The sequence below is a fragment of the Streptomyces sp. CA-288835 genome (genome assembly GCF_050936385.1).
In the GTDB taxonomy this organism is placed as follows: Bacteria; Actinomycetota; Actinomycetes; order Streptomycetales; family Streptomycetaceae; genus Streptomyces.
On the sequence record NZ_JBNJMW010000001.1, the window covers coordinates 4,871,129 to 4,897,298 of the forward strand.

Below are 26,170 nucleotides of genomic sequence, written 5' to 3' on the forward strand. Positions count from 1 at the left end.
CAGGCGCCCGTTCTCGCCACCCGAGAGATGGGCGGAGTGAGTACTCACTCATTGACGGAGTGAGTACTCACTCCGTACTCTTGCGGTCATGACAGCCCCTAAGGAGAACCAGACCACCCGCCGCCGCGCCCCCGGCATGTTGCCGGAGGAGCGGCGCGCGATGATCATCCAGAGCGCGATCCCGCTGATCGCCGAGTACGGCGCCGCGGTGACGACCGCGAAGATCGCCCGCGCCGCGGGCATCGGCGAGGGCACGATCTTCCGGGTTTTCGCCGACAAGGACGAGCTGCTGCAGGCCTGCATGGCCGAGGCGCTCTCCCCCGAGCACGCGGTCCGCGAGCTCGACGCGATCGACGTATCCCAGCCGCTGCCCGACCGGCTCGCGGAGGCGGCCGAGGCGCTGCAGGCACACATGGACAGGATGGGCGCGATCCTCGGCTCGCTGGGACATCGCGGCGGCAAGCACCCCGGCACGGTACGCGGCGCGGGCCGCGACGAGTCGATGACCCGTATCCGCGCGGCCCTTGTGGAGTTGCTAGAGCCAGACAAGGCGGCCCTGCGCCGGCCGCCGGAGCAGATCGCGGCCCTCTTCTTCGGGCTGCTCTTCACCCAGCCGCGTACGGAGGACGAGCCCGACCTGACCCCGCAGGAGCTGGTCGAGGTCTTCCTGCACGGGGCGCTCTCGGGGGGCGCCAAGTGAGCGAGCGGAAAAGGCGCCTGGGAGTCACGGCCCTGGCCGTCCTGGCCCCCGTTTTGGTGTGGCTGGTCGCGGACCCACTGCTGGGGCACCGGCTGCGAATCGCCGACGGCGAGCAGACGCTCGACATCGGCGCCGTGCCCGTGGCGGTCGTCGCACTGCTCGCGTCGCTCTCCGGCTGGGGACTGCTGGCCGCCCTGGAGCGGTTCGGGGCGCGGCGCGCCCACGCCATCTGGACCGGGGTGGCCGGCGCCGTACTGGCCCTTTCCTTCCTGCCATTCATCGGCGACGGCATGGACGGCGGCACCCGGGTCTCCCTCGCTCTGATGCACCTGGCGGTGGCGGCGGTCCTGATCCCGGGGCTGGGCGGCAGATCCCCCGGGGCGGGAGCGGGTGCCGCCAGGGGGTGACCGCCAGCACCAAGTACGCCACGAACAGCACCAGATGGAAGCAGCCTGCCAGAGCGTCGCGCGGCCGGGGATGACCGTCAGAGTGCCCACCACGACCGAGATGAACAGCGATGCAACCGCACCACCGGCGAACCGCCTGAAGCAGTGACGAGGCATCGCCACGCGCTACGAGAAGATCGCACCAACTACCTGGCCGGACTCCACATCACAGGCATCTTCCTCTGGTCCGATCGCTGATGCGCCTGAGACTACGTCCTGGCGATCTCTCGCCGGAGCTGACGGGTAAAGCGGCGAAGTAGGTCCAACGTCTCCTGGTGCTCGACCCTGCGATCGTCCCTGCCCTCACTGGGCCGGGACTTCCAGACCCGACGCGCGAGAGTGTCGGCGAGTTCGACGGTGTCGTCGGCACACACCAGGTAGAGGGCCGACCGGGCTTCCTGCATCCGGCCCGACAGCTCGTTACCCCCGGCACCGTCGTCACTCAGCTGTGATTCCCGGAGGTAGTCGATCAGCTGAGTCACGGCAGTGTTGAATCCGATCCCGGCTTTGAGCTTCTGTTCGCGAAGCCACATGCGGTCTTGTCGGCGCGCGGTGAACCAAGAACCGAACACGGCCCCTATGAGGCCGAAACCGGCACCGATGGCCACGGACAGGATGTTCACCACGGTCAGCTCAGCTCCCCCGACACAAGATCAACGCCAGGCTACAGAAGCCGTCGAAGGTGCCCAACCGATGAGCGCTCACACACCAAGGATTCGATGATCCGAAAGAGACGGCCTAACTCACCCGATACGCTTCTTCACCTGGGAAGTGCCTCCGACGGACGCGGGAACAAGGGCCTCAAGAATCCTTATTCTCGCTGGTCAGAGGAACTTTCTGCTTGCGTGATCGACTGCTGGACAGCCTGCCGGCACTCATGAAAGCCCGAGGCTAGAGCTATTTCCGAGGAGCCTTGGCTGCTTCCGTGCGCAAGTGTCAGCGTGCAGCCACCGGAAGACCTGGCCGGAAGGCTCGCTGCGGTGAAGGCACCGACATTGGTGCTCGGTGGCGCGCAGGTCTGTCTGACGGGTGTGCGGCCGGTGAAGGTGCTGGCGAGGCTTTTCCCGAACGGTGATGTCGTGCTGATCGACCAGGGCGGCCACTATCCCTGGGTCGACCGGCCCGCCGAGTTCCGGCGGGCCGCCGGCACCTTTCTAGGCGGTCACGACTGAGTCGCCGCTGATCTTCACCGGGATCGGGGTCAGGCCGCGGGTCGCCGGCCCTTTCTTCATGTCGCCGGTCGCGGCGTCGAAAACGCTGCCGTGGCCGGGGCATGTGATGGTGCCGCCCGCCGGTTGGGAAACGGTGACGCCCGCGTGCGGGCAGACCGGGTCGAGCCCTTTGACCTCGTTCTCCGATGGCCGGACGATCAAGACTTTGCCTGACGGTCCATCCACGATCGCCCCGCTGCCGACCGGGACGTCGGCCAGCTTGGCCAACGGCGTGCCACCGGAGCCGGAGGATCCTCCGGCGGACGGGTTGGCGGCGGGTGTCTCGGACGAGCAGGCGGCTAGGGAAACCGGTGCGACCAGACCGGCTAGCAGGCCGCAGACAACCGTGCGGCGTGTTGGATCTGGCAAAGACGATGCCTCCTGAGCGCAAACAGTGGTGTTTTTCGGCTTGTTGACTTCAGCGAGCTCACACACGTTCGGCGCTTCGTCAGGACTCGCGGGGGGAGACCGCCATGATGCCAATGCACATCTCGTCGCTGGTGCCGTCGCCCCACACCACGTAGCGCGGCGGCAGCTTCTTCAGCTGCGGCAGCAGTTTGCGCAGCTTGGCGTCGTGCGTACACGTCACCCGCAGCGTGTCCCCCGGGCCGACCTCCACCGGCGACGGCAGCTTCATCAGCCGCTGGTTGTCGAAGTCGAACTGCGGCACGTCCAGCACGACCTTGGCCTTCGGCGTGCCCGGGTTGAGTTCGACCTTTATGGACCGCCCGAGCATGTGCATGTGGCCGAAACCGGCGAACAGCGTCGTCGGCGCCTCCACCTTGTGGTCGCAGGTCTGGGTGTCACCGGGCTTCGGCGCCCCGCCCTGGTTGCACTCCTCCACCTGTTCGTCCGCCATACCGCCGACATCCGCCCCGAACCGCTTCCTCACGTCCGCGATCGAGGCCGCCCGGTCACAGAGCGGACCCGACTCGTCGGCGGCGCAGGGCAGGTCGGTCGGCGCGTCGAGCGACCACGTCTCGAGTTCCCGGGTCTGCGGCGTGCCGTCCGTCAGCCGCAGCCGCACCGCCGAGCGGTCCGACCCGGCCGGCTTGCCGTCGGTCGCGAGCAGGTTGTAGTGGATCTGGAGGACGAGCAGGCTGCCCGGCTCCAGCTTGTAGCCGGCGTCATGGTCGAGCAGCGTCTCCGTGGCCCCCGGCGCCCAGGTGTCCACCCACGCCGCGTCCCCCTCTTCTACTTCGGCGCCGACCACGCCGGTCCCGCCGAAACACTGCCAGCCGAGGCCGGGGGTCTTCGCGTCCTGCTCGCGCACCGCGGCAGCGCCGCCCGGCGGCACCGCGTACACGATGGCGTGGTGTGCGATGGCGACGTTCTCCGGCGTGAACTGGGTCCCCGTCAGGAACGCCGTCTTGGTCAGGCCCGGGTCGATCACCTGGCACCGGTACTCGTCCGTGCTGCCCTTCGGCGGCGCGGGCGTGTAGGCCTCGGCCATCTTCCGGTCGACGAACCGCTCGCCGGCGCGCAGCGGCTGCGGTGGAGCCGATGACCCGCCCGCGTGCGCGCTGTGCGAGCTGGGCGCGGCGGGCGCCGCCCTGTTGTCGGTGTCCGACCCGCAGGCGGCGACAGCGAACGCCGTCGCCAGCGCCATGATGGCCGCCCCTAACCTCAACCGCCCGGGCGGCGCTTTCCCTGGCGGCGCTGCGTTGACTGCCATCACTAGCCTCCTGCATACGGGTTGCATCGCTTGTCTGGATGCCTGCTTCCTACCGAGCGAACCTGAGACGACTGTTAGAACCCGTCCTTAAACCGGCGCGGTGCAGAGGCCGGACGGATGCTCGACGGCCGACGCTGTCGTATATGGCTCTCGTCGCCCCGTGGGCCGACCGGCACGCTCTGCCAGGCCTCGGGTGGACCCGGTCCCACGCCTGGGCTTCGGCCTTGCCGTAGTTGGTGGTGTCGGTGACGGTGGTGATCGCCGCCTCGGGCCAGGTCTCGGGGTTGGCGAAGCGGAACTCCTTGGCGTGCTTCGGCGGTCGCCCGCCCTGGGGACAGGCCAGCGCGTACTCCTTGATCGAGGGCTTCGGCAGCCGCATCACCCGGTCGCTGCGGATCCGCCCCACCAGCCCGACAGGAGCCCTGATGCGACCCGACCCGCAGACGAGGGCGCTGTGGGAGATGTTCTCCGACCTGATGGACCTCGACGACGCCCACCGGTACGTCGCCGCCATGCTCGCCGGCACGGACGTCCCGTACGACCTGGGCGACGACCACCGGTTCGTCGGCACCCTGTGCCCGGACATGAAGTTGACGTTGGAGCGGCCCGACCCGGACGTCGTCACCGCGGTGACCCGGTCGGCGGGCCTGCTGCGTGAGGGTCGTGGGCTCCTGCTCGACCTCGTCGACCGCGCGGAGGCCCGCGACGCCGCGGCCGCGTGGACCGGACGGGTCAACACCGTCACCGCCCGCACGGACCGGGTGGACGTCGACGCGTTGCTCATCCGGCCCGACGGCTGTGTCGCATGGGCCTTGCCTACCGGGCAGGACCTCGACGCCACCACGCCGGTGCGTGCGCTGAGCACCTGGTTCGGCCAACCGGCCTGAGCACCGTATTAACAGTCGTCTCAGCTTCGCTCAGTACGAAGTAGGCATCCAGATAAGCGATGTAACCCGTATGTAGGAGGCTAGTGATGGCAGTCAACGCAGCGCCGTCCGGGGAAGCGCCGGCCGGTCGGTTGGCAGGCCGGTGGGTGCCCTGGTTGGTGATTGGCTTATGGCTGGTGCTGGCGGCGGGCATGGTGCCGCTGAGCGGAAAGTTGAGCTCGGTCACCACCGACAGCGCCGTGGACACCCTGCCGGCCAGTGCCGAGTCCACCAAGGTGGCGGTGCTGGACGACAGTCTCCCCGAGGGTGACGCCAGCGAGTTCGTCTTCGTGTACCACCGCGACGGCGACATGACCGACGCCGACCGCGCGACGGTCGAGCGCCACTACAACACCCTTGCCAAGCGGTACCCGCCGAAGGCGACGGCGGCGGCCGGCGAGGACGACGAGGGCTCACCGACGAGCCCCTCCACCGACCGCAAGGCGATGATGTTCACCCTCGAGGTGAGCACGGCCTACGGCGGACCGGAGGACATCGTCGGCCCGTTACGTGACGCCGCGAAGGACCGCCCCTCCGGCCTGGAACTCGACGTGACCGGCCCGGGCGCGATCGACGGCGACATGGATGCCGTCTTCGACGGCATCGACGTGCAGGTCCTCCTCACCACCATCGTCGTCGTCACGATCCTGCTCATCCTCACCTACCGCAGCCCGGTGTTGTGGATCATCCCGCTGGTGGCCGTCGGCGCGGCCGCACTGACCTCGATGGGGACCGTCTACCTGCTCGTCAAGGGCTTCGGCATCGTGGTCAACGACCAGAACTCGGCGCTGCTGACGATCCTGGTATTCGGCGTCGGCACGGACTACGCGCTGTTGCTCATCGCTCGATATCGGGAGGCACTGCACCACCATGAGAACGTCCGGGTCGCGATGGTCCACGCGCTACGCGGCGCGGCGCCGGCCATCGTCGCGTCCGCGGCCACCGTGGTCGCCGGCCTGCTCTGCCTGCTCGTCGCGGACCTGAACAGCACCAGCGGGTTGGGCCCGATCGGTGCGGCCGGCATCCTGTGCGCGCTGGTGGCCATGCTGACGCTGTTCCCGGCGGTGCTCGTGGTGCTCGGCAGGCGGATCTTCTGGCCGGCCGTCCCGCGGTTCAGCACGGCCGTGGAGGAGAAGCCGGGGCTGTGGGGACGGCTCGGCACCGCCATCAGCCGCCGCCGGTGGGTGGCGACGCTCGGCTCGCTCGGAGTCCTCGGCGTGCTCGCCCTCGGGGTGGCGGGCAACACCGGCAACCTGCGGGAGCAGGACCAGTTCCTGTCCGCGCCGGAGTCGGTCACCGGCTTCACCGTTCTCCGCCAGCACTTCCCGGAGCTCGGCGGCCAGCCGATGACGATTTTCACGCGGCCGGCGCACCAGGAGCGGGTGCTCGACATCGTCAAGGACACTCGCGGTGTGGCCCAGGCCATCCCGGAGCAGACCAGCGGTGGCTGGGCCAACATCTCCGTCTTCCCGAAGGACGCGCCGGACACCGTCGCGGAGTACGACACGATCAAGCGGGTGCGCACCGCCGTGCACGCGGTGAGCGGGGCGGAGGCGATCGTCGGCGGGCCGAGTGCGGAGAACCTCGACACCGAGGTGACCACCAAGCGCGACGAGAAGCTGGTGATCCCGCTGGTGCTCGCCGTCGTCCTGATCGTCCTCGGGCTGCTGCTGCGCGCGATCCTGGCCCCGCTGGTCCTGATGGCCACCGTGATCGTCTCATTCGCCGCAGCCTTCGGCGGCAGCGTGTTCGTCTTCGACACGGTCCTCGGGTTCAAGGGGATCGACTATTCGGTGCCGCTGCTGGCATTCCTGTTCCTGGTGGCGCTCGGCGTCGACTACAACATCTTCCTGGCCAGCCGGGCCCGGGAGGAGACCGTGCGTCTCGGCACCAGAGAGGGCATGCTCAAAGCCCTCTCCGCCACCGGTGGCGTCATCACCTCGGCAGGCCTGGTCCTGGCGGCCACGTTCGCGGTCCTCGCCACACTTCCGCTGGTGATGCTGATCGAGGTCGGGTTCCTGGTCGCCTTCGGCGTGCTGCTCGACGCCCTGCTGGTGCGGTCGGTCCTGGTGCCCGCCCTCACCTTGCTGATCGGCCGGCGGATGTGGTGGCCGAGCCAGCTGTCCCGTCCAGCGGCGGAGCTGCCGGACGGTCAACAGTCGCTCGCCGACGACGAGGAGCCCGCGCTGCAACGGTGAGCGCGGCGGCACGGACGAGATCCGGGACGGGCCTCCAGGCCCGTCCCGGATTCTTTCATGGGCCCGACGGCCGCCGCCCTTTGGTCCTGCGCCACGCGCCGGGGCTGGGGTCGGCGCACCGCGGTGTCCTGCCCCGACGGTGAGCCGCGCGGGGCCATGCCCGAGGGCCGCCGTCCCTTGCCCTGCGCCGCGCCGCCGGGGCGGGTCAGTGCGCCGCGGTGTCATCCCCGGCGGTGAGCCGCGCGATCGTGGCGGGCGGGGCCGCGGCCGGAAGGTCGGCCCGAAGCAGCGCGCCACCGCGTGCGGAGCGGGCGACGGTGGCCCGGCCGCCGTGGGCGTCGACGACCCGCTGCACGATCGACAGCCCCAGACCGGATCCCGGCAACGCCCGGGCGCTGTCGGCACGGTAGAACCGGTCGAACACCCGCGGTACGTCGGCGGCGTCGATGCCCGGCCCGGCGTCGTCGACCTCGAGCACCGCCGACGCGCTCTCGGCACGGAGCCGGACCTGGACCGGCTGGTCCGCGGGGGACCACTTGCCGGCGTTGTCGATGAGGTTGAGCACCGCCCGCTGGAGCGCAGCGGGACGCCCGCTCACCCACACGGAGGTCACGTCGAGCGCGACTTCGATGTCGGGCACGCGGGACCGTGCCCGGGTCGCGGCGGCCACCACCACGTCGGCGAGGTCGAGCAGCTCGGTGTTCTCGTCGCTGACGTCACCGCGCGCCAGGTCGGTCAGCTCGGCGACAAGGGTGCTCAACTCGGCCACCTGGGCGCCGAGATCGTTGAGCAGCCGGGTCCGGCTCTCCGCCGGCAGTGCGCTGTCCAGGGTGCCGCGCTGATCGAGCCGGATCAGCAGCTCGGCGTTGAGGCGCAGGCTGGTGAGCGGGGTCTTGAGCTCGTGGGCGGCGTCCTCGGCGAGCAGCCGCTGGGCCCGCCGGGAGTCGCGGAGCGCGGCGAGCATGTCGTTGATCGACTGGATCAGCCGCCGGATCTCCCCACCGCCCTCATCCGGGATGTCGGCGTCGAGATCCCGGGTGTGCGCGACACGTACCGCGGCGGCGGTCAGCCGGTCGATCGGTGCCAGCCCGGTCCGTGCCACGGTCCGCCCGACAAGGGCGCCGCCGACCACGCAGAGCAGCCCGATCAGCAGCATGCCGAACCCGAACCGGTTGATCGGGCTGTCGTCGGCGACCTGGGCCACCTGGACCGCGCCGTCGCCCGCCCGCAGCGTGTAGATGACGTAGCCGTCCTCGTCGCTGTCGTTCGACTCCATCAGGTCGGCCGACGCGCCCTGCGCCACGCGCCCGGCGTGCTCGCTGACCGGGGGCAGCGCGGGTTGGCCGGCCGGCGTCCGGATCGAGCCGTCGGGCAGGATGACCCGCACCAGCCGACCGGACCCGGGATACGGCGGTAGCTGGACCTGCGCCAGACCGGCGCGCTCCGCGTTCGTCGCCAGGACGCGGGAGTCGGCGCGCAGCTGATTCTCGGCGGTGTCCCGCAGCTCCCAGCCCAGTAGCTCGCTGGCCACCTGGAAGGCCACGAACACGCTGACCGCGATGGCCGTCGCCGCGATCACCGTCAGCCTGGCCCGCAGGGACCGCCGGCGCCACCATCGGGTCAGCCGGCGCGGTTCCCGGCCGGCGGGCCTGCTCACGGAGGAGTCTCCCGCAGCACGTAACCCAGGCCGCGCAGCGTGTAGATCAATCGCGGCTCACCCTCGGCCTCCATCTTGCGGCGCAGGTAGCTCACGTACACCTGGAGGTTGTTGGCGGTGGCGCTCATGTCGAAGCCCCAGATCGCCTCGAACAGCGCGTCGCGGGTCAGGACCCGGGTCGCGTTGCTCACGAGCACCTGCAGCAGGGAGAACTCGGTCCGGGTCAGGCGCAGCGGCCGCCCGCCCCGCCACGCCTCGAACCTGTCGGGATCGACCCGGACGTCGGCGAACGACAGGATCTGCGACTCCTCGTCGCCCGGCGCGCGGCGGCGCAGCAGGGCCCGGACCCGGGCCAGCAACTCCTCGGTGGCGAACGGCTTGGGCAGATAGTCGTCGGCGCCCGCGTCCAGCCCCGCGACCCGGTCGAAGACCTGATCCCGGGCGGTCAGCATCAGTACCGGCAGATCCCGACCCGCCGCCCGCAACCGCCGGCAAGTCTCCAACCCGCCGAGGCGGGGCATCATCACGTCGAGGATCAGCAGATCCGGCGCGTCGCCACCGACCCCGTCGAGCACGGCGAGACCGTTGGCGACGGTGCTGGTGTCGTAACCCTCGACCTGGAGCACCCGCTCCAGCGACTCACGGATGGCCGCCTCGTCATCCGCGATCATGATCCGCACGCCGGCCCGCCCCCTCCAGTCGATGCTTTTGCCGCTCATTCTCCCCGATCAACCTGAGGCCAGGATTAGAGCGTCGCCGCTGTGGTGCCCGCGGGCCGTGCTGTACCGACTTGCCGACATCGACCCGAAGCGTTCCCCGCCGGGTGGTCCTTGCCGCTTCGCTACGCGAAGTGAAGTGGCCCGGATCGGGAGGTAGTTAGGCCTGCCTCCGAGTCAGGCCCGTTGTCGGAGGGTGTCGTTGCGGCCTCTGGCTTGCTGCCCCTACCGGGGTACCCGTCCGAGGCTCATCGGACGCGATTCGCCAGTTTGGTGGCGCCGTTGAGCAGGTGCTCCAGCGGGCCGCGGCGGGAGAAGCGGGACCAGATCGCCGCGAACAGGGTGGCCCCGGTGATGAACCAGAGCAGCAGTGCGGCGGAGGCGGACTGCGGTGGGGTGGCCGCTTCGCCGGGGAGGGCGAGGATGACCAGGATGTGGGCGACGTAGAGGGTCAGGGACATCGTGCCGACGGCGATGATCGGGGTTGCCAGTCGGCGCAGCCACGGCAGTCGGTCCATCGCTACCGTCAGGCACAGGAGCACGGTGATCGCGATTCCGATGCTGCCGATGAGGTCGAACGTTGAGCCGGTGTGCGGCTCGGCTGCCAGCAGCCACCATGCGTCGGGGCCCCACAGCTCACCACCGACCGGCATGTCGAAGGAGCCCGATGCCGATCCCGATGCCATGCCGGGGTCCTTCATGGCACCGGGGTCCTTCATGTCGGCCATCTTGGCCGCGATCTTCTGAGCGCCGCCGGACAAGCGGAGCGCCAGCCACGAGACGCCGTATCCGAACCCGATCAGCGCGGGACCGACCACGGCGAGCCGCCGCTGCACCGCGCCGGAGGTCAGGTCCAGCCGGCCCAACGCCATGCCGGTGACCACGAACGTCATCCAGGTGATCGCCGGGTAGAGGCCGGTGAGCAGGAGGTCGAGTACGCCCACGCCGGAGAGTCGGGCGATCGGGTCGTACGAGTCGATGGTGGTCACGATCGACTCGGTGAGAAGCGCTCGGAGGCCGTACGCCAGCTGCGGTGTGACGACCGCGAGTGCGACCGCGGTGATCGCGAGCGTCCTGGCCCGCAGCCGCAGCAGGGGCAGGGCCAGCAGGAAGTACAGCGCGTAGAAGTTGAGGATTCCGGCGCCGCCGAAGTTGGTCATCGCCAACGCGCTGCCCAGCACCAGCAGGATCACGGCCCGGATCACGATCCGGGCCTTCGCCTGCCGGCCGGCCAGTCCGGTCTTCGGCTCGCGACGGCCGGCGATCAGCATCAGCGAGAACCCGGCGAGGGTGGCGAACAACGCCGAGGCCCGGCCGCTCGCCAGGCCCAGGAACCAGTCGCCGACGCCGCCCCCGGGCGTGGGGAACGGGCCGACGTGCACGGCGAACATTCCGAATACGGCCAGTGCACGGGCGAGGTCCACCCCGACCAGCCGCGCCATCGGCGTCGGCCGTTCCGTCGCCGTCCGAGCCACCGGCGTCGGCCCTTCCGTCGCCGTGGCGGACTCGGGTGCGGAACCCACCGTGGCGGACTCGGGTGCGGCACGCACTGTGGCGGGCGCGGATAAGGAATGCGCCGTGGCGGACTCGGGTGCGGATAAGGAACGCGGAGGCGCCTTCTTGGCGCTGTGGATCTCAGTCACCGGGACGACGTTGCCGGAGGGCGGGGGTGGTCAACCATCCGACGGGTTACGGGAGTTGCCCCGCCGGTCGGCCGAACGGCCCCCGCCGATCGACGGGGGCCGGCGTCACCTGAACGCTGAACAACGCCTACCGCACTACGAAGTGACTTCAAGGAAGTTCCAGAAGTTCCCGGCTCAAGGCAACCCTTTGCGAAGCCTGTGACCACAAGGAGTCGTATCTGGCCATTTCGATGCCTGAATACGCCAACCCGCCATTCCTCTGGTGTACGGCATGCAAGGAGAGCACCTCCCCATGAACAACCCCACGAACGGCGGGCGCCGCGGGCGTCATCGCCGTCGCTGGACCGCCACCGGCCTGCTGCTCGGCGTACCCGCCGTCCTCGTGCCGTACCTTCTCTTCGCGCAGGAGGACTCGCAGGCCGCGACGGTCGACGGCGATGCCTACTACCGGCTGGTTTCCGTACGCAGCGGCAAGGTGCTGGACGTCAACGCCTTCTCCACCGCCGACGGCACCCGCATCCAGCAGTGGACCGACCAGAACACCGCCAACCAGCAGTGGAAGCTGAGACCCGCCAGGGACGGCTACTACGAGCTGGTGAACCGCAACAGCGGCAAAGTGCTGGGCATAGCGGGCGATTCGACCGCCCAGGCAGCCGCCGCCGAGCAGCAGACCGACAGCTCCTCCGCCTCCCAGGAGTGGCGGCTCGACGAGGTGAGCGGTTCCGACGCCGTCACCTTCACCTCCCGCAGGAGCGGCCAGGTCCTGGACGTCTCCGGAGGCTCCAGGGCCGACGGCGGGGCCGTCATCCAGTATCCCGGCAAGGGCAGCACCAACCAGCAGTGGAAGCTGGTGAAAACGGCCGAGACCCAGGCGGCAGGGGCCCAGGAATCAGGGACCGGCACCGCGCAGACCCCGGCCACCGCCGCGGCCGGACCGTATGTGTGGAACAACGTCCAGGTGGTGGGCGGCGGTTACGTCACCGGGCTGGTGTTCAACCCGCGCGAGAAGGGCCTGCTGTACGCGCGCACCGACATGGGCGGCGCCTACCGCTGGGACGTCGCGGCCGAGCAGTGGATCCCGCTGACCGACTGGGTCGGCGACAAGGACTGGAACCTGCTGGGCATCGACTCGGTGGCCACCGACCCCGTCGACCCCGACCGGCTCTATCTCGCGGCGGGCACCTACACCAACAGCTGGGCGGGCAACGGCGAGATCCTGCGCTCCAAGGACCAGGGCCGCACCTTCCAGCGCACCGACCTGCCCTTCAAGCTGGGCGCCAACGAGGACGGCCGCGGGGCGGGTGAACGGCTGGTGATCAACCCCTCGGACAACGGCACCCTGCTCCTTGGCACCCGCAAGAACGGCCTGTGGCGCAGCACCGACCACGGCGCGGCATGGAGCCAGGTCTCCTCGTTCCCCGTCAAGGACGGGGCGAGCAGCGGCGCGGGCATCTCCTTCGTGACGTACGACCCGAAGGACAGCAAGACGGTCTACGTCGGCGTCGCCGACAAGTCCACCTCCCTGTACCGGTCCACCGACGGCGGCAGCACCTGGCAGGCCGTCTCCGGGCAGCCCACCGGCCAGATGCCGCAGCACGGCGTACTCTCCGGTGACGGCTCGCTGTACCTGACGTACACCAACGTCGTCGGACCCAACGGCGTGACCGCGGGCTCGGTGTGGAAGTACACGCCGTCCGGCGGGGCGTGGAAGAACGTCTCGCCGTCCCAGGGCAGTTACGGGTTCTCCGGGCTGGCCGTCGACCCGCAGAAGCCGTCCACGGTGATGGTGACCACCCTCGACCGCTGGTGGCCCGAGGACGAGATCTACCGGAGTACCGACGGCGGTACGAACTGGAAGGCACTGGCCGACAAGTCGGAGCGGGACGCCTCCGCCGCTCCTTACGTCGGTACCGGCACCGGGCACTGGATGACCGCCCTGGCCATCGATCCCTTCGACTCCGGGCACGTGATGTACGGCACCGGCAGCGGCATCTGGCGCAGCAAGGATGCCAACGCCACAGATGGCGGCGGCACCAGCCACTGGACCGTGGGGGCCCGAGGTCTTGAGGAGACCGCGGTGCAGGACGCGGTCGCCCCGCCCGGCGGTGCCACCGTCATCTCCTCCATGGGTGACCTGGGCGGTTTCCACTACGGCGCCTCCAGCGCCCTGGCCAAGGTGCCCGACGGGCGGCTGAAGAACCCGATGATGATCACCAGCACGGACATCGATTTCGCCCAGTCCGACCCCTCGCTGATGGTCCGCGTCGGCCGTGGCGGCGATCAGGACGGCGCCTACTCCGCCGACGGCGGCAGCAGCTGGAACGGCTTCAAGTCCGAGCCGGTGGGCAGCGCCGACAGCGGCCAGGTCGCGCTCGCGGCGGACGGCTCCGCCATCGTCTGGACCGAGGAGGGTCAGGCCCCGTACCGCTCGACCGACAAGGGGGCGAGCTGGTCGAAGGTCAGCGGCCTGGGCACCGGCGCCGTGGTCGTCGCCGACCGTTCCTCGGCCAGGACCTTCTACTCACTGTCCGACGGCACGCTCTACGCCAGCACCGACGGCGGCGCGACCTTCACCGCCCGCGCCACCAACCTGCCCTCCGGCCGGCTCACGGCCGTCCCCGGCATCGCCGGTGACCTGTGGATCTCCGGCCATGACAAGGGGCTGCTGCACTCCACCGACGGCGGCCGCACCTTCACCACGCTCGACACGGTGAAGTCCGCCTCCGCACTCGGCTTCGGCAAGGCCGCACCGGACGCCTCGTACCAGGCCCTGTACATGATCGGCACGGTCAAGGACGTCACCGGCGTCTTCCGCTCCACCGACAAGGGCGCCACCTGGCTCCGCGTCAACGACGACGCCCACCAGTGGGGCAACATCAGCGGCGGCGGCGTCGTCACCGGCGACCCCGACACCTACGGACGCGTCTACATCGGCACCAACGGCCGCGGCCTCCAGTACGGCGACCCGTCCTGACCCAGACGCCCGAGCGGGGCCGCAGGCATATTGGCCTGCGGCCCCGCCGGTAGTTCCTGGCGCTGCTGTGGAGTCGAGTACTGCCTGCTGGGGCCCTACACTCACCACCGGTAACCAGTCGCCTTCTCGTAACCGATGAGGGGATGTCCCGCATGCCACAGCTGCCGGCCTTCGACGTCATGACGGCGACCTGCCCGTCCCGCACCTCACTCGTTCGCATCGCCAACAAGTGGACGGCCATGGTGGTCATCGCCCTCAGTTCCGGGCGCATGCGCTTCCGCGAGCTGCGCGCCACCGTCGACGGCATCAGCGCCAAGGTCCTCACCGAGACCCTCCGGGACCTGGAACGGGACGGACTCGTCACCCGGCACGTGTACGCGGAGGTCCCGCCCAGGGTCGAGTACGAACTCACGGAACTGGGTCGCACCCTGCACGCCCCGCTTCAGGCATTGGGCAGTTGGGCCGAGGACCACATCACCGAGGTACTCGCGGCGCGCGAGAGTTACGACGCCCGCCGGCGACCGTGACCGGTCACCAGAGGTGAGTGGGCGGCGGGATGCGGGCGGCCTACTGTCCCCAGAAGGCGTCCTCGGCGACCTGGTCGCCGGAGAACAGCCACATCTCGACGATCTTGCCGTCCTTGAGGCGCAGGACATCCACGCCGTCCATGCCCATGGAGGCGTCCTCGCGCTCGCCGGCGAAGTGGATGGAGGCGGCCACCATGTCGCCGTTGCCCATCAGGGTGTGGACCGTGTCGATGGCGAAGGAGCCCTGGCTGGCCTCCATCATCCCGCCGAGCATCGCGAAGACGGCGTCGCGCCCCTTGTACTCACCGGAGAACCGGTTGGCGCCCGGCTGATGCCACACGATCTCCTCGGCCAGGAGCTCGCCCACCTTGGCCAGGTCGCCCTTCTGCACGGCCTGGAAGTACTCACTCGCGATGTCGACGTTCTTGCTGGTCATGACAACACTCCTTACGCCCCTGACGTAGAGGCGATACGACTCACTGTTACGGGTTCGCCCTGCTCCACCTCCATACTCACCATCAGTAACCAGTCACCTCAACGTAACCAATGGGCCAACGTGACGCACGCCACACACCGCTTCGGCGCGCGTGTGTCAGCCCCTCTCGAAGTGGCTCGGTCTGCCGTCCCGGTGGACCAGGCGGCCGAGCCGCTCCGCTCTCGCCCGGGGCATGAGCGTCCACCTGCCGTCGGAATCGCGTAGGGCGGCTGAGTGCCAGGGGGTGGTCCAGGCGTCGGGTGCGTCGAGGAGGCGGATGCCGAACTTGGCGGCGCCGATGGGCTGAGGGTGGATGGACAGGCGTACGGCGCGGGGGTGGTGCTCGGCGATGAGGTCGCCCCAGGCGCGGCTGCGCTGGATGACGCCGTAGGCGCGTCTACGGCATGCGCGCTGGAGGGCGGAGCGGCTTCCGGTGAAGTCGGTGGTGTCGTCGAGGAGGAAGCGGGTGATGCCCCGGTACAGGGCGAGGGTGGGGGCGTTGGCGCGGACCTCGGCGCGCAGGGCCTCCAGGGTGGGGGCGTACTGGTCGTGGACGCGGGCGCGTTTGGTGTCGTGGGGGAGGTCGCCGAGGACGTCGCGCAGGTCGAGGACGGACAGGGGGTGCAGGTCCAACGTCCGTATGACCGCGCGGAGTTCGTCCGAGTAGGCGTCTATGTGGTCGTCGGGGACACCTATGAGGTCGCCGAAGACGTGTCCGTCGGAGCAGATGACGACCCGGGCTCCTGGTGCGTAGATCTGCTCGATGTCCCTGCACAGGCTGTGGAGAAAGGTGAGGGAGAGTCTCTCACCCTGGTCGGGGAGGTGGCCGAGCACCTTGGCGGGGTTCGGGGACTTGCAGGGGAAGCCGGGCAGGGTGAACACGACGGGTTCCCCTTCGCGTGCGAAGTCGCTGATCCGACTCCGCTGGTGCCAGAACGCCTCCGCGGGGGCGGGCGCGTGGTCGGTGGTGCGGTGATACGGCAGGAGCAGGCGCACGATCGCGGCGCTGATGCTGGTGGAGCGGGCGTGCGGCGCGGTCGTCTGCGGCGAACGCTGGTTTCTGCAGGCGGACGGCGAGTCCGGCAGGCGGTACGGCAATGAGACCCTGCGTGTCACCCCGGAGGGCCGGTTGAGCATCAAGCTGCCCGCTCCGCTGAAGGACCTGGCGAACGCGCCGCACGGCCGGTACGTCCTCGCCGGCACGGTTCGCTTCGCCCACCGACACGCCGAGTGGGCCGACCGGGTCGAGGTCAACCGGGCCGTCGCCTACCGCATCCACTACGACCCGGCCCGCAACCGCTGGTATGTGACCGCTGGTATGTGACCGCCGCCTGGCAGGCCCCGCCGACCAGGATCATCCCGCTGGAGGCCGCCCTCGCCGACGGGGTGATCGCGGTGGACACCAACGCCGACCACCTGGCCGCCTGGCGCCTGGACGTGCACGGCAACCCCATCGGCCATCCCCGGCGCTTCTTCTACGACCTGTCCGGCACCGCCGCTCACCGCGACGCACAGGTCCGGCACGCCCTGACCCGGCTGCTGCACTGGGCGAAGTCCTGCGGCGTGGCCGCGATCGCCGTCGAAGACCTGGACTTCACCGCCCAGAAGACCCGTGAGAAGCACGGGCGCCGCACGCGGTTCCGGCAGCTGATCTCCGGCATGCCCACCGGCAGACTGCGGGCCCGGCTGTCCCCGATGGCCGACACCCTCGCCATCGCCGTCATCGCGGTCGACCCCGCGTACACCTCGAAATGGGGCGCCCAGCACTGGCAATCCGTTGGCGCCGGGTGCGGAGCGAACGCGGGCAACCAGAACGCCCAACACCGTTCGGGGCGTTCGGCTGAGCATGGGGCCTGGCAGCAGGGCTCACTCCCGCTCAGCCCCTAGGAACGGTTCTTCCATCACCGGCCTCCTGACCTTGCTCGGACGGCTCGGACACGGGGATCACGGCGGGATCCCTACGGCCGTACCGATACAGGAGTCGGCTCACCCAAGGAGCGAGTTCCGTACGCCTCTGTGCGGTACGCCGCAACCGCCTGCGGTACGTCCCAACCGCCGGGGATTTCAGGCCGAATCCCCAGGTCCCGCCTGATCTTCTGAATTGAGTTCTTCGTCAACAGGCAACCCATAAGCCCTTTTCACCTCTCTCACAGGGTGCTCACAGACTTGATCATGGCGCTCACAGATGAGGACCAGATGACCAGACAGCAGCACCGCAGTCGCCTGCAGCGTTCGGCGTTAGCCGCAGGCGCCGCGCTCACCGTCGTCGTCACCGGGGCGGGAGCCGCTCCCGGAGCCGGGGCGGCCGAGGAGGGCACGGCAGGCAAGCCGAAGCTCAAGCTGATCGCCGCGTCGAACGCGGTGACAGCCGAACGCTGGGAGTGGGAGGGGGAGACCGGCGTCAGCCTGGACCTGGGGACGTACGTCACCGTCGACAACGCGCCGCTGGAGATCAAGGTCAAGCGCAAGTCGTACAAGGACCCCATAGTCGCCCAGCAGATCCTGCGCGACGGCACGAAGACCACGACCAAGACCCTCCCCGCCGGCCTGGTGAAGGACTTCTCCGGGCTGCCCGGCTTCCTGGAGGTGTCTTTCAAGGACGCGGCCGGCCAGGAGGTGGCCAAGACCAAGGGCAGCTTCTGCCCGAACAACGCCTCCGGCCGTATCCGCCCCGACGGCGCGGCGACCTCCCACTATCCGCACAGCTGCCCGGTCAACCCGTTCACGCTGGGCTCGGTGTGGGGCGTGGAGAGGGGCTGGGCGTCCAACTCCAGTGCCTACGGCTACGACGAGCCGGTGGACCTGCCGGTCGGTGAGTACACGGCGAAGGTGCGGGTGGCGAAGAAGTACCGGGACCTGTTCGGCATCCCCGACGACCAGCCGACGGTCAAGGTGACGGTGCGTGAGGAGAACGACGGGGGCGGCGGCGTGGGACTGACCGCCCGCTCCGGCCACTCCGGGCATCAGGCTGCTGGCCACTCCGGGCATGAGGCCGCCGGCCACGCGGGCCACCACGGCCCCGACGCCCCCACCCCGGGCGCCCTCTCGCACGCCCTCGAGGACCGGGGCCTGGCCCACCACTTGGGCGACGGACCCGGCCACACCGACGGCTCCCGCATCGCGCCCGCACTGAAGCCGGCCACCAAGCGGCCCACCGGCCGGGCGAGCGTCCCGGCCGACGTGCCCAAGCCCGACCTGCGGTCCCTGCCCGCCTTCAACATCGCCATCAGCGACGGTGCGGACGGCGACGTGGCCGGCAAGGACTACCTCGCCTTCAGCGCCAACGTCTGGAACGCGGGCCCCGCCACCCTCGTGGTGGACGGCTTCCGCAGCCCCGGCAAGGACCTGATGGACGCCTACCAGTACTTCTACGACGCGGCCGGCAAGCAGGTCGGCTACACCCCCACCGGCACCATGGAGTGGGACCCGCGCGAGGGCCACGATCACTGGCACTTCACCGACTTCGCCAGCTACCGCCTGCTCAGCGCGGACCAGACGAAGGAGATCCGCAGCGGCAAGGAGGCGTTCTGCCTGGCCAACACCGACGCGGTCGACTACACGGTGAAGAACGCCAACTGGAAGCCGTTCAACACCGATCTGTCGACCGCCTGCGGCGAGGAGAACTCCATCTCCGTACGGGAGGTCCTCGACGTCGGCTCCGGTGACACGTACACCCAGGACATTCCCGGGCAGTCCTTCGACATCAGCGACGTGCCGAACGGCACGTACTACATCCAGGTCATCGCCAACCCGGAGAAGCGCCTGAAGGAGACGAACACCGGCAACAACGTCGCGCTGCGCAAGGTCGTCCTGAGCGGTGAGCCGGGCGCCCGCTCGGTGACCGTGCCGCCGCACGATCTGATCGACGCCCCGTAAGGAGTCCGCGGTGCTCCTGAGACCCGTCGCTCCGGCGCGGGCCTCAGGGGCACCGGCACCGCGTCCCGGTGGTCAGCGCGGCTCTCGCAGATGAGCAACAGACCCACAGGGGATCGGATCCCTTCTCAGCGCAGTTGCTCGGCCAGTCCGACGATGATGCCCTCCGGGCCGCGGAGGTAGCAGAGCAGGTAGCTGTCCTCGAACTTGGCGATCTCGCCGACGAGTTCGGCGCCGTGAGGGCGCAGGCGGGCGACGGTGTCCTCGATGTCGTCGACGGCGAACATGACGCGGTGCGTGCCCAGAATGTTGTGCGGCCGGTTGCGCGGCCCGGCGCTGATCACCGCGGGGCTGCGGTACTTCGCCAACTCGAGCCGACTGTGACCGTCCGGGGTCCGGAGCATCGCAATGTCACAACGGACGCCGTCGAGTCCGGTGCACTGGTCGGCGACGGGGCCCTCGACCTCCCCCCTGCCCTCCAGCTCCATACCGAGTTCCACGAAGAACGCGACGGCGGCATCCATGTCCCCGACGACGATGCCGACGTTGTCCATCCGCTGAATCCCCATGCTGGCTTCCCCTTCTTCCGCTTCTTCCGCGTGCTCATCCTCGTACGGCCGGTGGTGGCCACTGATGTCCCTGGGACGGAGCCGGTGGCACGTTCTCGACATCCGCAGACCGCCGAACTCGGAGAAATCTGGACCGCTCGTCGCCGGTCATCCGCGGAGGTAGGTGAGGACGGCGAGGACGCGGCGGTGGCCGTGGCCGTCGAGGTGGAGCTCGAGTTTCTGGAGGATGTTGCTGACGTGCTTGTTGACCGCTGCTTCGGTGACGTACAGCTCGCGAGCGATGGCGGTGTTGGTGCGCCCCTCGGCCATCAGGGCGAGGACCTCGCGCTCTCGGGGGGTGAGGCGTTGCAGGGGATCGCGGCGGCGGTTGAGGAGTTGGCGGACCACCTCGGGATCCACGACCGTCGCGCCCGCGGCGACCTGGGCGACCGCGGCGACGAACTCGCTGACGGCGCTGACGCGGTCCTTGAGCAGGTAACCGACCCCGGTGTCGCTGCCCAGGTCGAGCAGATGGGCAGCGTAGGACTGCTCGATGTACTGGCTGAGCACCAGGACCGGCAGGCTGGGGCGTTCCTGGCGCAGGGCGACGGCGGCGCGCAGGCCGTCGTCGGTGTTGTCCGGTGGCATGCGCACGTCGGTGACGACGATGTCGGGAGCGTGTTCCCGGACCGCCGCGATCAGGGCGTCCGCGTCGCCGACGGCGGCGAGCACCTGGTGGCCGAAGCGGGTGAGCACGCCGACCAGGCCGTCCCGCATCAGCGGGGAGTCCTCGGCGAGTACGACGGTCAATGGCACGGCAGCTCCACGTGCATCAGGGTAGGCCCGCCCTGAGGGCTGGAGATGCGGAGTCTGCCGTCCGCCACGGCGACGCGGTCGGCCAGGCCGACGAGTCCGGTGCCCGCCTCCGGTGTGGCGCCGCCGATGCCGTCGTCGCTGACGGACAGGTCCAGCACGTCGGTGTGCAGGCGGGCGTGCACCTCGACTCGGGTTGCCTGGCTGTGCTTGACGGCGTTGGTCAGAGCCTCGGCGATCACGAAGTACGCCGCTGTCTCCACGGAGAGCGGCAGACGACGAGGCAGGCGGATGTCGACCGTGACGGGCAGTACGGAGCGCCCCGCCAGGTTCTCGACCGCGGCGGCCAGACCGTGGTCGGTGAGGGCCTTCGGGTGGACGCCGCGACTGAGCTCACGCAACTCGTCGACAGCGAGCGCCACTTGTTCCTGTGCCTTGGCGAGCTGGCCGGCCATGGGTGAGTCCGGCTCGGTGTCGAGGGCGGCCAGGCCGAGCATCACGTTCAGGGAGACCAGCCGCTGCTGCGCCCCGTCGTGAAGGTCCCGCTCGATCCGGCGCCGCTCCGCGTCGAAGGCATCGACCAGCCGCACCCTGGAGGCCCGTACGTCGGTGAGCTCACGGCCCAGTTCGCTGTCGCGCGGCGCCAGCATGAGACGGGTGACGGCCGCTCTGGCGCCGGCCCAGGCGGTGATGGTGTACGGCGCGGCGGCGAGCAGGCAGAGGCCGACGATCACCAGCGGCCAGGCTCCGGGGTCGTCGAGGGGCGACATGATCACCAGTACGGGGACGACCAGGGCGAAGCCCAGGACGAGGAAGTCCATCCACCACAGAGCGGTCGCCGACACCGCGGTGAAGCCCAGCTCACGCCAGGTCGCGGGCTCTCGCAGCCGGGTTCGTACCCATCCGACGAGTCCCGAGCCTTCGGGGGCCCGGTGCGGGTCCGGCACCGGGTCGAGGTCCACCAGGCGCAGGCGCCACCGCTCCAAGCGGGTGACGGCGACACCGGACAGCGCCACACCGAGCAGGATCGGCACGCCCACCAACACCACCAGCGATACGACCCCTGCGACCAGCGCCACCACGAGGACCGCGCCGGCAACGGCACCGAAGACCACACCGGACAGCAGATAGGCGAAGGACCGCCAGGGCCAGCTGGAGCCGAGCACCTTCAGCGGGTTCTGACCGAGCGCCTGCCAGGCGGTCCGATGTCGCATCCCTCGAACGTACCGAGCCGGGGATCTTGGGGCAGTAGTGCATGCACTACCTCTGAACTCGCGTGCGCGCCAGTGCGTCGGCAGGCGATGGACCGGTGCACTGGCCTGCATGAAGCTGATCACCGTCCCTACCGGCATCCGTCGCAGACTCGGCACCGTGCTGGCCGCGCTCGGCATCGCGGTCGCGGCCACCGCCGTACCGGCCGCAACGGCCTCCTCGGCCCCGCGGTCCACCGTCGCCCTGGAGTCCACCGCCGCCTCGGGGTCGTACGCCGCCCTGGATCCGGCCTCGATCGACCGATTCGTACGCGACTACCTGGAGCAGACCCGACTGCCGGGCGCCGTGGTTGCCGTGACCAAGGGCGACCGGGTCGTTCACACCGCGGGGTACGGGCACACCGCGTCCGGACAGGCCATGACGGAGCGGACGCGCCTGCCCGTGGCGTCACTCTCGAAGTCCATGACCGCACTCGCCGTCATGCAACTGGTCGAGGCGGGCAAAGTCGACCTGGACCAGCCTGTGCACCGCTATCTGCCCGAGTTCACCCTGGCCGACCGGCGTTCCCGGGAGATCACCGTCCGGCAGGTCCTGACCCAGACCTCCGGTATGGCCGACTCCGCCTACCCGGATCTGACCCGCGCCCAGCCGCACACCCTCAAAGAGGCCGTCGCCGCGATGCGCGAGGCGCCCCTCGCCGCCGCGCCAGGAACCCGGTACCGCTACCACAACCCCAACTACTTCGTCGCGGCACGCCTGGTCGAGGTGGTCAGCGGACAGCCCTTCGCCGACTACCTCTCCGCCAATCTCTTCGATCCGCTGCGCATGACGCACACCGCCTCCGTCGACACGACCACCGAGATGCCCGACCGGGCGCGGGGCTACGTCCGCGCCTACGGCACCGTGTTCTCCCGTCCGCACCCGCGCTGGTTCACCGCGGGCGGCCACGGTGTCGTCACCACGGCCGACGACCTCTCCCGGTGGCTCATCGCCCAGAACAACCAGGGCGTGTCCGCCGAGGATCGCCGTATCGCCACCGCACGCACCATCGAGCTCACGCACACCCCACCGAAGGCGCCGAAAGACACGGACTACGGGATGGGTTGGCGGCGGAATCGGCAGGGTGACGGGCCCGAGCAGATCCAGCACAGCGGCCAACTCCTGACCCACAACTCCATGGCCACACTGCTGCCCGACAGCCGGATCGGCATCGCGGTCGTCACCAATACCGGCCTGATCTCCGGGGACGACGCCGCCCAGATCTCGCAGGGCCTCGTCGACCTCGCGCGGGGCAAGAAACCCGAGGTGGCCAAGCCCTTCTCGATGACGGCCGACTGGGTCCTGGCGGCTCTGACTCTGCTGGCGGCGGGCCTCGGCATCCGGGGTGTCCTGCGCGCATCCCGATGGGCGCGGCGCTCCGCACGGCGACCATGGTGGCGTACGGCGCTGCGGCTACTGCCCCAGACGCTCCCGCTCCTCTTCCTCACTCAACTTGCCTCGCTGCTCGGCTTGTTGATGCACCGCTCCGGGACCTTGGCGCAGACCACCTACGCCTGGCCAGCCCTTGTCGTTTGCGCGGCAGCCGGGGGCCTCGCCTCCTCCACCGTCGTCATCGCCCGGGCTCTCGCCTTGTTCCGCTGCCGCCAACAGGCAATATCTGTGGTGGCGAAATGAGAAATAGACGCCACGCTCGATGAAGATTCCTCACTCGGTAGGCGGAACAGAATTACTCAGGGCACACCGTCGATCGCACCGTGATACTGTCGATCCCAGTTGCAGTTGTGGTTCCCGAACGCTTGGGAGTGTTCTCGCCGGTTTTATACGCTGGCGGAGCTCCTTACATCTCCGGTTAATTTCCGGCGGGGTGAGCATCGCGACGACGCGGAGTCCGCACGGTGTGGACTCCGAACACCGCCCCAAAGGAGATTCAATATGGCTACCGGCACCGTGAAGTGGTTCAACGCGGAAAAGGGCTTCGGCTTCATCGAGCAGGACGGCGGCGGCGCCGACGTCTTCGCTCACTACTCGAACATCGCCGCTCAGGGCTTCCGTGAGCTGTTGGAAGGCCAGAAGGTGTCCTTCGACATCGCGCAGGGCCAGAAGGGCCCGACGGCCGAGAACATCGTTCCCGCCTGACGCTGATACGTACTTCGCAGCTGGGGCCCGCACCTTGGGGTGCGGGCCCCAGCTGATCGATTTTCGGGGCGTGGGCCATCTGCCAGGCCGTCCTCCCCTCGCACTTTCAGCCGCAGCGTGATCCAGGGGGCATGGCCCCATTGATCCCCTGCTGCGTTCCTTGCCGCATTCCTTGCTGCATCCCCTGTTGCCGGGATCTCACTGTTCTCGTGAGAGACAATCCCACGAGTGTCCGCCCCTGGGCATTCACCACGCATTCCCCGCACATTCCCTTCGGGATCCCATCCGATCCCGCATTGCCATCGGCTCGTTCTCGCGATTCTCTGCGCTGCTCATTTGCTGCGGGAATTCCTTGATTCGTGCCATATCAAGGAAGGTTCCGCATGAACCGCACCCGTACAAACGACCGCTTCGCCCGCACTCGCGCCGGAGGTTCCGGCTCCAAGAGGGGCGGCAGCCGCTACGGCGCCGGGGCCGGAAGCGCAGTCCCCGGCCGCTCCGGTGCTCCGCGCCGTTCCGAAGGGTACGGACGTCGACCGGCCGCGCCTCAGGGTGAGTTCGCGCTGCCGAAGACGATCACCCCCGCGCTCGGCGCCGTCGAGACGTTCGCCGAACTCGCCATGCCTGCGCCGTTGCTGGCCGCGCTTGGCCACGAAGGCGTGACCGCACCGTTCCCGATCCAGGCGGCGACTCTGCCGAACTCCCTCGCGGGCCGCGACGTACTCGGCCGTGGCCGCACCGGTTCGGGCAAGACGCTCGCCTTCGGCCTCGCGGTTCTCGCTCGTACGGCCGGTCAGCGCGCCGAACCCCGGCAGCCGCTGGCCCTCGTCCTCGTACCCACCCGCGAGCTCGCCCAACAGGTTACCGACGCGCTCACTCCGTACGCCCGAGCTCTGCGGCTGCGGCTGACCACCGTGGTCGGCGGGATGTCGATCGGCAGGCAGGCCGGAGCACTGCGGGGCGGTGCGGAGGTCGTCGTCGCCACGCCGGGCCGGCTCAAGGACCTCATCGACCGCGGCGACTGCCGGCTCGACCGCGTCGCCATCACCGTCCTCGACGAGGCCGACCAGATGACCGACATGGGCTTCATGCCCCAGGTCACCGCGCTGCTCGACCAAGTGCGTCCCGAGGGTCAGCGGATGCTCTTCTCGGCCACCCTGGACCGTAACGTCGACCTGCTGGTCCGCCGCTATCTGCACGACCCGGTGGTCCACTCCGTCGACCCGTCCGCGGGTGCGGTCACGACCATGGAGCATCACGTACTCCACGTTCGCGGCGCGGACAAGCACCGTACGACCACCGAGATCGCGGCACGCGAGGGCCGGGTGCTCATGTTCCTGGACACCAAGCACGCGGTGGACCGGCTGACCGAGCATCTGCTGAACAGCGGCGTACGCGCCGGCGCCCTGCACGGCGGCAAGTCCCAGCCGCAGCGCACCCGGACCCTGGACCGGTTCAAGGCCGGGCACGTGACGGTGCTGGTGGCGACCAATGTCGCGGCACGCGGAATCCACGTCGACAACCTCGACCTGGTCGTGAACGTCGATCCGCCCAGCGACCACAAGGACTATCTGCACCGTGGCGGCCGTACGGCACGCGCGGGCGAGTCCGGCAGCGTGGTCACCCTGGTGACCCCCAACCAGCGCCGCGACATGAGCCGGCTGATGGCCGCCGCCGGCATCACCCCGCAGACAACCCAAGTGAACTCGGGTGAAGCGGAGTTGACCCGCATCACAGGCGCTCAGGCCCCCTCGGGCATCCCTGTCACCATCACCGTGCCGGTCGCGGAACGCCCCCGGCGCGGCGCCTCTTCCTCGTCCCCGTCCCGGGGCCGCCGCCGCGGCCGCCCCGCCCAGGGCCGGCCCACCGGCGAGGCTGCACGCCGCACGGCACAGCGGCCGCCCGCCTCCAACCCGGCGGCCTAGAACCGACAGCTCCACGCTCCACGTACACGGACCGGGTCGGTCTACGGGACGTTCTCGTCGCCGGTGGACCACTGGGCGTGCTCGCCCGCTCCCGCTGACCCGCGTCAGCCGGCCGGTCAGCCCCGTACTCGTACTCCATCCCTGTGAGGCATCATGCGCTGTGTCATCGCCCGGTTCCCGTTCGAGTTCACCAAGCAAGAGGTGGTGGACTCCATGAAGGGCATCAAGCCCGAGGCCATCACGGGTGAGTCCGTGCTCATCGGCCGCCGCCACTATCCCGTCAAGCAAGTGGGCGAAGTCATCACCCGGCAGGACCGCCGAGACTTCACCAGCGGGGAAGTCACCCGCGCCATGAGCCGCCTCGGTTTCACCTGCCGCAACGGCGAGGAGAGCGCACCGGTCGCACCGGCCGCACCCGCCCTCACACCGCTGCAGGCCGCATCGGCCCTGCTGGGTACGCCCGCCTCCTGAGCCATGAGGACCGGCGGAAGCCGGCAGCATCACAGCAGCGACGA

At 69.6% G+C, this 26,170-nt stretch carries 23 protein-coding genes and 2 pseudogenes; 13 read left to right on the forward strand and 12 right to left on the reverse strand.

Going from position 1 to position 26,170, the window contains the following annotated elements; translation table 11 throughout:
- Positions 1–88: 88 nt before the first annotated feature.
- A complete protein-coding gene (locus ACQEVY_RS21880; protein ID WP_432951027.1) occupies positions 89–700 on the forward strand; it encodes a TetR/AcrR family transcriptional regulator in 612 nt (203 codons plus the stop codon).
- Positions 697–1,107 carry a DUF6069 family protein gene (locus ACQEVY_RS21885; RefSeq protein ID WP_432951029.1) on the forward strand — a complete coding sequence of 137 codons (411 nt, stop codon included), beginning with the start codon at positions 697–699 and terminating at the stop codon, positions 1,105–1,107. Before ACQEVY_RS21880 ends, ACQEVY_RS21885 begins: the two co-directional genes overlap by 4 nt.
- A 248-nt stretch (positions 1,108–1,355) precedes the next feature.
- Here the strand turns inward: ACQEVY_RS21885 and ACQEVY_RS21890 are convergent, their stop codons facing one another.
- A complete protein-coding gene (locus ACQEVY_RS21890; protein WP_432951031.1) occupies positions 1,356–1,772 on the reverse strand; it encodes a hypothetical protein in 417 nt (138 codons plus the stop codon).
- Positions 1,773–2,126: 354 nt separating this feature from the next.
- Here ACQEVY_RS21890 and ACQEVY_RS21895 point away from each other — a divergent pair, with 354 nt between their 5' ends.
- Positions 2,127–2,318 (forward strand): alpha/beta fold hydrolase, encoded by a 192-nt coding sequence (locus tag ACQEVY_RS21895; protein ID WP_432951033.1) that lies wholly within the window; start codon positions 2,127–2,129, stop codon positions 2,316–2,318.
- Here the strand turns inward: ACQEVY_RS21895 and ACQEVY_RS21900 are convergent.
- From ACQEVY_RS21900 to ACQEVY_RS21910, 3 genes and pseudogenes are all read right to left on the reverse strand, one after another.
- Positions 2,301–2,792, reverse strand: coding sequence for a Rieske (2Fe-2S) protein (locus ACQEVY_RS21900; RefSeq protein ID WP_432951035.1), 492 nt, complete (start codon positions 2,790–2,792; stop codon positions 2,301–2,303). The genes ACQEVY_RS21895 and ACQEVY_RS21900 overlap by 18 nt on opposite strands.
- Before the next feature lie 13 nt (positions 2,793–2,805).
- Positions 2,806–3,966, reverse strand: coding sequence for a hypothetical protein (locus tag ACQEVY_RS21905; protein WP_432951036.1), 1,161 nt, complete (start codon positions 3,964–3,966; stop codon positions 2,806–2,808).
- A 253-nt stretch (positions 3,967–4,219) separates the two neighbouring features.
- Positions 4,220–4,450, reverse strand: a pseudogene (locus tag ACQEVY_RS21910) (transposase); the annotation flags it as partial.
- A gap of 94 nt (positions 4,451–4,544) precedes the next feature.
- Between ACQEVY_RS21910 and ACQEVY_RS21915 the strand changes: the two are divergent.
- Entirely contained in the window at positions 4,545–4,919 is a 375-nt protein-coding gene (locus ACQEVY_RS21915) for a hypothetical protein (RefSeq protein ID WP_432955334.1), read from the forward strand.
- A gap of 86 nt (positions 4,920–5,005) precedes the next feature.
- Positions 5,006–7,156, forward strand: coding sequence for an MMPL family transporter (locus ACQEVY_RS21920; protein WP_432951038.1), 2,151 nt, complete (start codon positions 5,006–5,008; stop codon positions 7,154–7,156).
- 205 nt (positions 7,157–7,361) lie between these two features.
- Here ACQEVY_RS21920 and ACQEVY_RS21925 read toward each other — a convergent pair whose 3' ends face one another.
- The 3 genes from ACQEVY_RS21925 to ACQEVY_RS21935 all read right to left on the reverse strand — a co-directional run bounded on the left by ACQEVY_RS21925 (position 7,362) and on the right by ACQEVY_RS21935 (position 10,971).
- Positions 7,362–8,813 carry a HAMP domain-containing sensor histidine kinase gene (locus tag ACQEVY_RS21925; protein WP_432951040.1) on the reverse strand — a complete coding sequence of 484 codons (1,452 nt, stop codon included), beginning with the start codon at positions 8,811–8,813 and terminating at the stop codon, positions 7,362–7,364.
- Entirely contained in the window at positions 8,810–9,493 is a 684-nt protein-coding gene (locus tag ACQEVY_RS21930; protein WP_328371016.1) for a response regulator transcription factor, read from the reverse strand. Before ACQEVY_RS21930 ends, ACQEVY_RS21925 begins: the two co-directional genes overlap by 4 nt.
- A 284-nt stretch (positions 9,494–9,777) precedes the next feature.
- On the reverse strand, positions 9,778–10,971 hold the full coding sequence (locus tag ACQEVY_RS21935; protein ID WP_432955336.1) for a DUF418 domain-containing protein: 1,194 nt from the start codon (positions 10,969–10,971) through the stop codon (positions 9,778–9,780).
- 493 nt (positions 10,972–11,464) lie between these two features.
- On the opposite strand from ACQEVY_RS21935, the gene ACQEVY_RS21940 reads away from it, so the two are divergent.
- Positions 11,465–14,146, forward strand: coding sequence for an RICIN domain-containing protein (locus ACQEVY_RS21940; RefSeq protein ID WP_432951042.1), 2,682 nt, complete (start codon positions 11,465–11,467; stop codon positions 14,144–14,146).
- Between the two features lie 152 nt (positions 14,147–14,298).
- Positions 14,299–14,673, forward strand: a complete 375-nt coding sequence (locus ACQEVY_RS21945) for a winged helix-turn-helix transcriptional regulator (protein WP_432951044.1) — start codon at positions 14,299–14,301, stop codon at positions 14,671–14,673.
- Positions 14,674–14,713: 40 nt separating this feature from the next.
- On the opposite strand, the gene ACQEVY_RS21950 is transcribed toward ACQEVY_RS21945, so the two are convergent.
- Positions 14,714–15,109, reverse strand: a complete 396-nt coding sequence (locus tag ACQEVY_RS21950) for a nuclear transport factor 2 family protein (RefSeq protein WP_432951046.1) — start codon at positions 15,107–15,109, stop codon at positions 14,714–14,716.
- 156 nt (positions 15,110–15,265) lie between these two features.
- Positions 15,266–16,144: an L-tyrosine/L-tryptophan isonitrile synthase family protein gene (locus ACQEVY_RS21955; RefSeq protein WP_432951048.1), complete on the reverse strand. Its 879-nt coding sequence runs from the start codon at positions 16,142–16,144 to the stop codon at positions 15,266–15,268.
- A gap of 55 nt (positions 16,145–16,199) precedes the next feature.
- On the opposite strand from ACQEVY_RS21955, the pseudogene ACQEVY_RS21960 reads away from it, so the two are divergent.
- Together ACQEVY_RS21960 and ACQEVY_RS21965 are read left to right on the forward strand one after the other, a co-directional pair.
- Positions 16,200–17,035: pseudogene (locus tag ACQEVY_RS21960) on the forward strand (hypothetical protein); the annotation flags it as partial.
- A gap of 285 nt (positions 17,036–17,320) precedes the next feature.
- A complete protein-coding gene (locus ACQEVY_RS21965; RefSeq protein ID WP_432951050.1) occupies positions 17,321–19,024 on the forward strand; it encodes a lysyl oxidase family protein in 1,704 nt (567 codons plus the stop codon).
- Between the two features lie 125 nt (positions 19,025–19,149).
- On the opposite strand, the gene ACQEVY_RS21970 is transcribed toward ACQEVY_RS21965, so the two are convergent.
- The 3 genes from ACQEVY_RS21970 to ACQEVY_RS21980 all read right to left on the reverse strand — a co-directional run bounded on the left by ACQEVY_RS21970 (position 19,150) and on the right by ACQEVY_RS21980 (position 21,596).
- Positions 19,150–19,590, reverse strand: coding sequence for a VOC family protein (locus ACQEVY_RS21970; RefSeq protein ID WP_432951052.1), 441 nt, complete (start codon positions 19,588–19,590; stop codon positions 19,150–19,152).
- A 147-nt stretch (positions 19,591–19,737) separates the two neighbouring features.
- Positions 19,738–20,385 carry a response regulator transcription factor gene (locus tag ACQEVY_RS21975; RefSeq protein WP_432951054.1) on the reverse strand — a complete coding sequence of 216 codons (648 nt, stop codon included), beginning with the start codon at positions 20,383–20,385 and terminating at the stop codon, positions 19,738–19,740.
- Positions 20,376–21,596 (reverse strand): sensor histidine kinase, encoded by a 1,221-nt coding sequence (locus tag ACQEVY_RS21980; protein WP_432951057.1) that lies wholly within the window; start codon positions 21,594–21,596, stop codon positions 20,376–20,378. Before ACQEVY_RS21980 ends, ACQEVY_RS21975 begins: the two co-directional genes overlap by 10 nt.
- A gap of 109 nt (positions 21,597–21,705) precedes the next feature.
- On the opposite strand from ACQEVY_RS21980, the gene ACQEVY_RS21985 reads away from it, so the two are divergent.
- The 4 genes from ACQEVY_RS21985 (at position 21,706) to ACQEVY_RS22000 (ending at position 26,126) form a co-directional block, all read left to right on the forward strand.
- On the forward strand, positions 21,706–23,268 hold the full coding sequence (locus ACQEVY_RS21985; RefSeq protein WP_432951059.1) for a serine hydrolase domain-containing protein: 1,563 nt from the start codon (positions 21,706–21,708) through the stop codon (positions 23,266–23,268).
- Between the two features lie 258 nt (positions 23,269–23,526).
- Complete coding sequence (locus ACQEVY_RS21990) at positions 23,527–23,730, forward strand: cold-shock protein (protein ID WP_004986771.1); 204 nt, start codon at positions 23,527–23,529, stop codon at positions 23,728–23,730.
- Positions 23,731–24,113: 383 nt separating this feature from the next.
- Positions 24,114–25,655: a DEAD/DEAH box helicase gene (locus ACQEVY_RS21995; RefSeq protein WP_432951061.1), complete on the forward strand. Its 1,542-nt coding sequence runs from the start codon at positions 24,114–24,116 to the stop codon at positions 25,653–25,655.
- A 153-nt stretch (positions 25,656–25,808) separates the two neighbouring features.
- On the forward strand, positions 25,809–26,126 hold the full coding sequence (locus ACQEVY_RS22000) for an SCO5918 family protein (RefSeq protein WP_432951063.1): 318 nt from the start codon (positions 25,809–25,811) through the stop codon (positions 26,124–26,126).
- The last annotated feature ends 44 nt before the right edge of the window (positions 26,127–26,170 follow it).